Origin of the sequence: uncultured Mucilaginibacter sp. (genome assembly GCF_937859865.1) — a bacterium.
GTDB lineage: Bacteria > Bacteroidota > Bacteroidia > Sphingobacteriales > Sphingobacteriaceae > Mucilaginibacter_A.
In genome coordinates this window covers 1-5,526 of record NZ_CALMAT010000005.1, presented here as the reverse complement: position 1 = coordinate 5,526, position 5,526 = coordinate 1, and the positions used below count along the sequence as shown (strand labels likewise).

Annotated in this window: 3 protein-coding genes; 2 read left to right on the top strand and 1 reads right to left on the bottom strand. The window is 43.3% G+C overall.

Annotated elements, in window-relative coordinates; translation table 11 throughout:
* The first annotated feature begins 101 nt into the window (after positions 1–101).
* Positions 102–2,627, top strand: coding sequence for an outer membrane beta-barrel family protein (locus Q0192_RS00490; protein WP_299284449.1), 2,526 nt, complete (start codon positions 102–104; stop codon positions 2,625–2,627).
* A gap of 179 nt (positions 2,628–2,806) precedes the next feature.
* Here Q0192_RS00490 and Q0192_RS00485 read toward each other — a convergent pair whose 3' ends face one another.
* Positions 2,807–4,873: an ABC transporter substrate-binding protein gene (locus tag Q0192_RS00485; RefSeq protein WP_299284446.1), complete on the bottom strand. Its 2,067-nt coding sequence runs from the start codon at positions 4,871–4,873 to the stop codon at positions 2,807–2,809.
* 114 nt (positions 4,874–4,987) lie between these two features.
* Here Q0192_RS00485 and Q0192_RS00480 point away from each other — a divergent pair.
* A partial coding sequence (locus Q0192_RS00480) for an ABC transporter substrate-binding protein (RefSeq protein ID WP_299284443.1) occupies positions 4,988–5,526 on the top strand: 539 nt, incomplete at its 3' end.

The window sequence follows — 5,526 nt, the reverse complement described above, 5'->3', positions numbered from 1 at the left end:
ACCTTACAACCTTCCAAGTAATGCTTCTTTTACAAAGGTTTTTTTCATTAACGCTGTAACAATTCCCACTTTTGCACCTCCTAATCAAAAATCTTATCCGAATGAAATCCTTACTTCTACTTTTTGCTCTTTTTATACTTGGTTTTTCGGCGCAGGCACAGTTTCCTGGTGGCGGTGGTGGCTCATCGGTCACCGGCCGTATTTCCGGATTGGTGGTTGATTCAATTTCAAAAAAAGGGATTGATTATGCAACTATCACACTGTACCGTAGCGGCGGAAAAGCGCCTTTGAACGGTGTGGTTACCGATAGCAAAGGGAATTTCCGCATTGATAACCTTAATCCGGGCAAGTATAAAGTAACCATCAGCTTTATTGGTTATCCTACCAAAACCTTCGACCCGGTTACCACAACACCAGCAAAACCGGATGCAAATGTGGGTACGGTTCGCCTTTCGCCAACCGGCCGTATGCTAAAAGGTGTTGATGTAGTAGGCCAGCAAGCACTTGTTGAAAACCATATTGACAAATTGGTTTACAATGCTGAAAAGGACTTAACGACTTCCGGCGGAAACGCAACAGACGTATTGCGCAAAGTGCCTCTTTTATCAGTGGATTTAGACGGCAACGTATCGCTGCGCGGCGATCAGAACGTGCGTGTTTTAATCAACGGTAAGCCTTCCGGCGCTTTGTCTACCAGTTTGGCAGATGTGCTGCGTACCATTCCTGCCGATCAAATTAAAAGTATTGAAGTAATTACTTCGCCATCAGCAAAGTACGATGCTGAAGGTTCTGGCGGTATCATCAATATCATTACCAAAAGCAGCAAAGCATCAGGCATCAGTGGTTCGGTAAGCGGTGGTGTAGGCACGCGCCAAAATAACGGCAACGTTAATTTGAATTATAAACACAACCGGTTTAGCCTGGGAGCAAACATTGGCGGCAACGGCGCATGGCCGCAAACTTCTTTGGTTGATTTTAGTAGTGTTACCGGTCCGGTTACACGCACTCAGACTGCACAATCCAGAACTACGCGCCAGGGTGTTCGTGGTTCCATCAACGGAAGTTATGATTTTAATGATTTTAACTCGATCACCACAAACGTTACGATCAACAGCATAGCCATGAAAAATAATGGTATGGGTTTTAACACCAACAGTTTGTTTGCAGGCAACGGCGGTTACACCAGCGACAACTATAACAAAACCAGTTTGGGCGGTTTTGACTGGAGTGCCGATTATACCCACAAGTTTAAAAAACAAGGCGAAGAACTGACCATTGCCGGCCAGTGGAGCCATACCGCGGCAACAAATGATTACGCTACCGAATACTTTGGCGTTCCGGCTGCCTTCATCCGCTTTACACCAAACCAAAACGGTACGAATGATGGTACAAACAATGAATACACCGCGCAGGCTGATTACAGTTTGCCCATCGGCAAAAAGATTAAGCTGGAAGCAGGCGGTAAATCAATTTTCCGTCGTATCAACAGTGATTTTGAGGTTTTTCAGCAGAACAATAACACCGGGCCTTATTTGCTGAACGATACGGCATCTAACCTCTACAAATACAATCAAAACGTTTATGCAGGTTATACGGTTGCAACTTTTACTTTGCCTAAAAGCTATAGTTTGCAAGTTGGCGCACGTGTAGAAAATACACAAATTGATGGCACGCCGTCCAACAGTACGCAGCCCAGCTTATCGCCGTTTTCTAACTCGTACACTACTTTTGTGCCAACGATAGCAGTATCCAGGGCATTAAAAGGCGGCAACAGTGTAAAATTGAATTACACCAAACGGATAACGCGCCCAAGTTTAACCCAGATCAACCCATTTATTAACAAGGCTAACGCCGATAACCAAACGCAGGGCAGCCCAACTTTATCGCCGGAGGTTTCGCAAACGGTAGAATTGGGTTATACGGCTTTCATCAAAAGTTCGGTGGTTATTCTATCTACCTACTACAAACACACCAACAACTTGATTGAAGGTATTGCCAATTCCGTATATGATACTGATTTGGGCCGAACCATTACCCGGACCAACTTTTTAAATATCGGCAAAAATAATTCGATAGGGGTAAGCGCGTCCGGCTCCGTCAACCCGGTAAAACCGCTGACCATCAGGGGAAGTGCGAGCGTTTACACTTATGATGCTTCTGCAAATTCTGCTTTGTTAGCGCAGCAAAGCAGTAACAATACTTATATTCAGTATAATATTTTTACGGGTGCATCACTGGCGCTTAAAAAAGGTTTTGCAGCCGAAGTCTTTGGTATCTTTAATTCGGCACGGCGTAATATCCAGGGTACTGGCCCGGCATTTAATTTGTATGGATTAGGTTTGAAAAAAGACATCATCGCCAAAAAGTTCACCCTGGGATTGAATGCCTTGTCGCCGTTTCAAAAATACCTGCACCTCAACACCAATATCAACGGCAACGGTATTACGCAACACCAAACCATTTCTTACCCGTTGCGCTCGTTTGGTATTTCGTTTAGCTACAACTTTGGTAAAATCACTTACGGACAGCAAGCCAAGAAAAAAGGTGTTAACAACGATGATATTATGCCTGGGGATACCGGTAACGGTGGCGGCGTTCCATCTGGCGGCGGTGGTAGGCCACAATAAATTTTATCCGATAAAAGAAGCATTCAAAATCCGGCCATAAATAGCCGGATTTTTTTGTTTTAAACTATAAACTATAAACTATGAACTATGAACTATGAACTATGAACCATCAACTATGAACCATCAACTATGAACCATCAACTATGAACTATGAACTATGAACTATGAACTATAAACCATCAACCTTTTCCCTTCCTCACCCTTTTCAAAACCAATAAGTTTTGTGCGTTGGTGCTGATGCCGCTGATGTTGTTTTGGTACAAGTTAACCAACCGGTAATAATACAAAATCACGACCGGTGCCTGTTCCATCACCAAATTATCCATTTGCCGGTACAGTTTAAAACGTTCCTGCTCGGTTTTGGCCTGATAACTTGCCTCGAACAATTGGTCAAAATCTTTATTATAAAATGCAGTATAATTGGGGCCGAAAGGCACTTTGTTGTGCGAGTAAAAAACGGAAAGATAGTTTTCGGCATCCGGATAATCGGCCATCCAGTTAGCGCGGAAAAAGTTAACGCTGTTTTTAGCAATCCTTTCCCGCAATGCAGCGCCCTGACTAACTTCTACCCGCGTTGGAATGCCGACCGCGTTGAGTTGTCCTTGCACAAATTCAATTAAATCCCGGTAAGTGGTGGTGGTATTTAACAAAATTTCCGGAACGGGATGTGTTTGGTAGAAACCAGCTTCGGCCAGCAATTGTCGTGCCTTTTCCGGATCGTAACGGTAACCTTTCACCTGCATCTGCTCAAAACCCGGCATCCCAACCGGAACAAAACCAGCGTGGCCGGGCGTAGCCACATTGTTGCGCAGGTACTTCACCATTTTTTCGCGATCAATGGCATAATTAATGGCTTGGCGGACTTTTTTAAACCGCAAAGGCGAAGTTTTAACGATAGCCAGATTGGTATCTACAAGCATTCCTAAATATTCGGTATTTAAATACGGCCGTATTTTAAGCTGAAATTTGCCTTGGTATTTTTTAGTAATGTGGCCGGATTTGGTTAAAATATCATCGCGGTAACTGCCGTCAATGTCGTTAAAAAAATCGAGGTTGTGCTTTACAAACTCCATAAAAGCCGTTTGTTTATTGGTGATAAAAGAAGCACGCACGGCATCGAGATAAGGCAAACGGCGGCCGTTTTCCGTTTCCCAATAATTTTCGTTTTTAAGGAAGACCAACACTTCACCTTCTTTCCAATACTTAAATTGAAACGGGCCGGTACCAATCGGGTGGCTGCGGAAATCTTTTCCATAAAAATCAACTACTTCATGCGGCACAACAGCGCAATATTGTGCGGTAAGCAAACTCATCATCGGCGGAAAAGGCTTTCGCAGGTTGATGATAAAAGTAGAATCGTTTGGTGCTTGGAATGCTTCTTTTACCGCTACTTTATCGCTGAAAATCCAGGAACCGGTAGAGCCAACTTTTGCGTCTATCAAACGATAAAAGCTGTACACAAAATCAGCAGCCACTGCTTTTCGGCCTTTTCCGTTTTTAAACTGCGCGGCATCATGAAAAAAAACATCATTACGCAAATGGAAGGTGTAATGCAAACCATCCGCAGAAACTTCCCAGCTTTTGGCGATACTTGGTTTGGTTTTTAAGCTATCGTTTAGCTGCACCAAACCGTTGTACAACTGGTTGTCGCACCAAATCGCATTTTGGTTTCGTGCAAAAGCCGGGTCAAGCGAGGTAAGCGCATCGTCCAGGTTGATGTTAAAAACGGTTTTGTTGGATTGATCTTTTGAAAAACAGCCGCACAAAAAAAACAGTGCTAAAAGAAGTATTGATAATAAGTTTCTACTGTTTTTTAAATCTACGCCCTGGCCCTCTTCCCCCTTTTGAAGGGGGTTAGGGGGATGACCTGCACTTTTTCTCTCCTCAAATTCCTCCACAAAAATTTCTAAAGTCCTCACCACATTTAAAAAACCATACAAAACCTCATCATCTTCAAACCGGATAACGGTATAACCTAACTCCTTTAATTTATCATCACGAATAACATCCCGTTGCGCCTGTTCTTCATTTTGATGGCTTCGGCCGTCCAATTCAATTACCAATTGCAATTCTTTGCAAAAAAAATCAGCAACGTAATTACCAATTGGTCTTTGTCGTAAAAATGAATAACCACAAAGTCCTTTAGCCCGAAGTAAATTGCTCCAAAGCCTGATTTCTGCCGGTGTAGAATTATTGCGAAGATTGCGGGCTAATCCTTTATTTTGCTTGTTGTAATGATTGTTCAAAATATTTTTATTGGTTTGAAGGGTCATCCCCCTTGCCCCCTTCGAAGGGGGAAGAGGACCAGGGCGTTGATCTTGCAATCGTTGACAAAAATCGAAGTTATAATTTAATCGTCCGTGAATCAAAAAAGAATCATATCCCTGCTGGCTGCCGGAACCGAAATTGTGTGCGAGCTGGGTTTGGAAGCGCAATTGGTTGGCCGCTCGCACGAGTGTGATTATCCCGAAAGTATTTTAAATGTGCCAGTTTGTTCTTCGGCGATGCTTGACCCGGATGCAAACAGCCTGGAAATAGACAAACAGGTAAAAGGCAGCTTAACAGATGCGCTTTCTTTTTATCAGCTTGACCGCGAGTTGATGAAGCAACTCAAACCGGACGTTATCATCACCCAAACACAATGTGAAGTTTGTGCGGTAAGTTTTAACGATGTAAAAAAAGCATTGGAAAACTTGTTGGATCACCCCGTGCAAATTATCTCGTTGGAACCCAATAATTTGGATGCTGTTTTTACCGATATAAAATTAGTGTCCCAGGTTTTGGGCGTGCCGGAAAGGGGTGAATATCTTGCGGAACGGATGCAGGAAAGGATGGAACTGATTAGGCACAAGCTCAAATTTATCAACCAAAAGCCAACTGTAGCTTGTATCGAATGGAT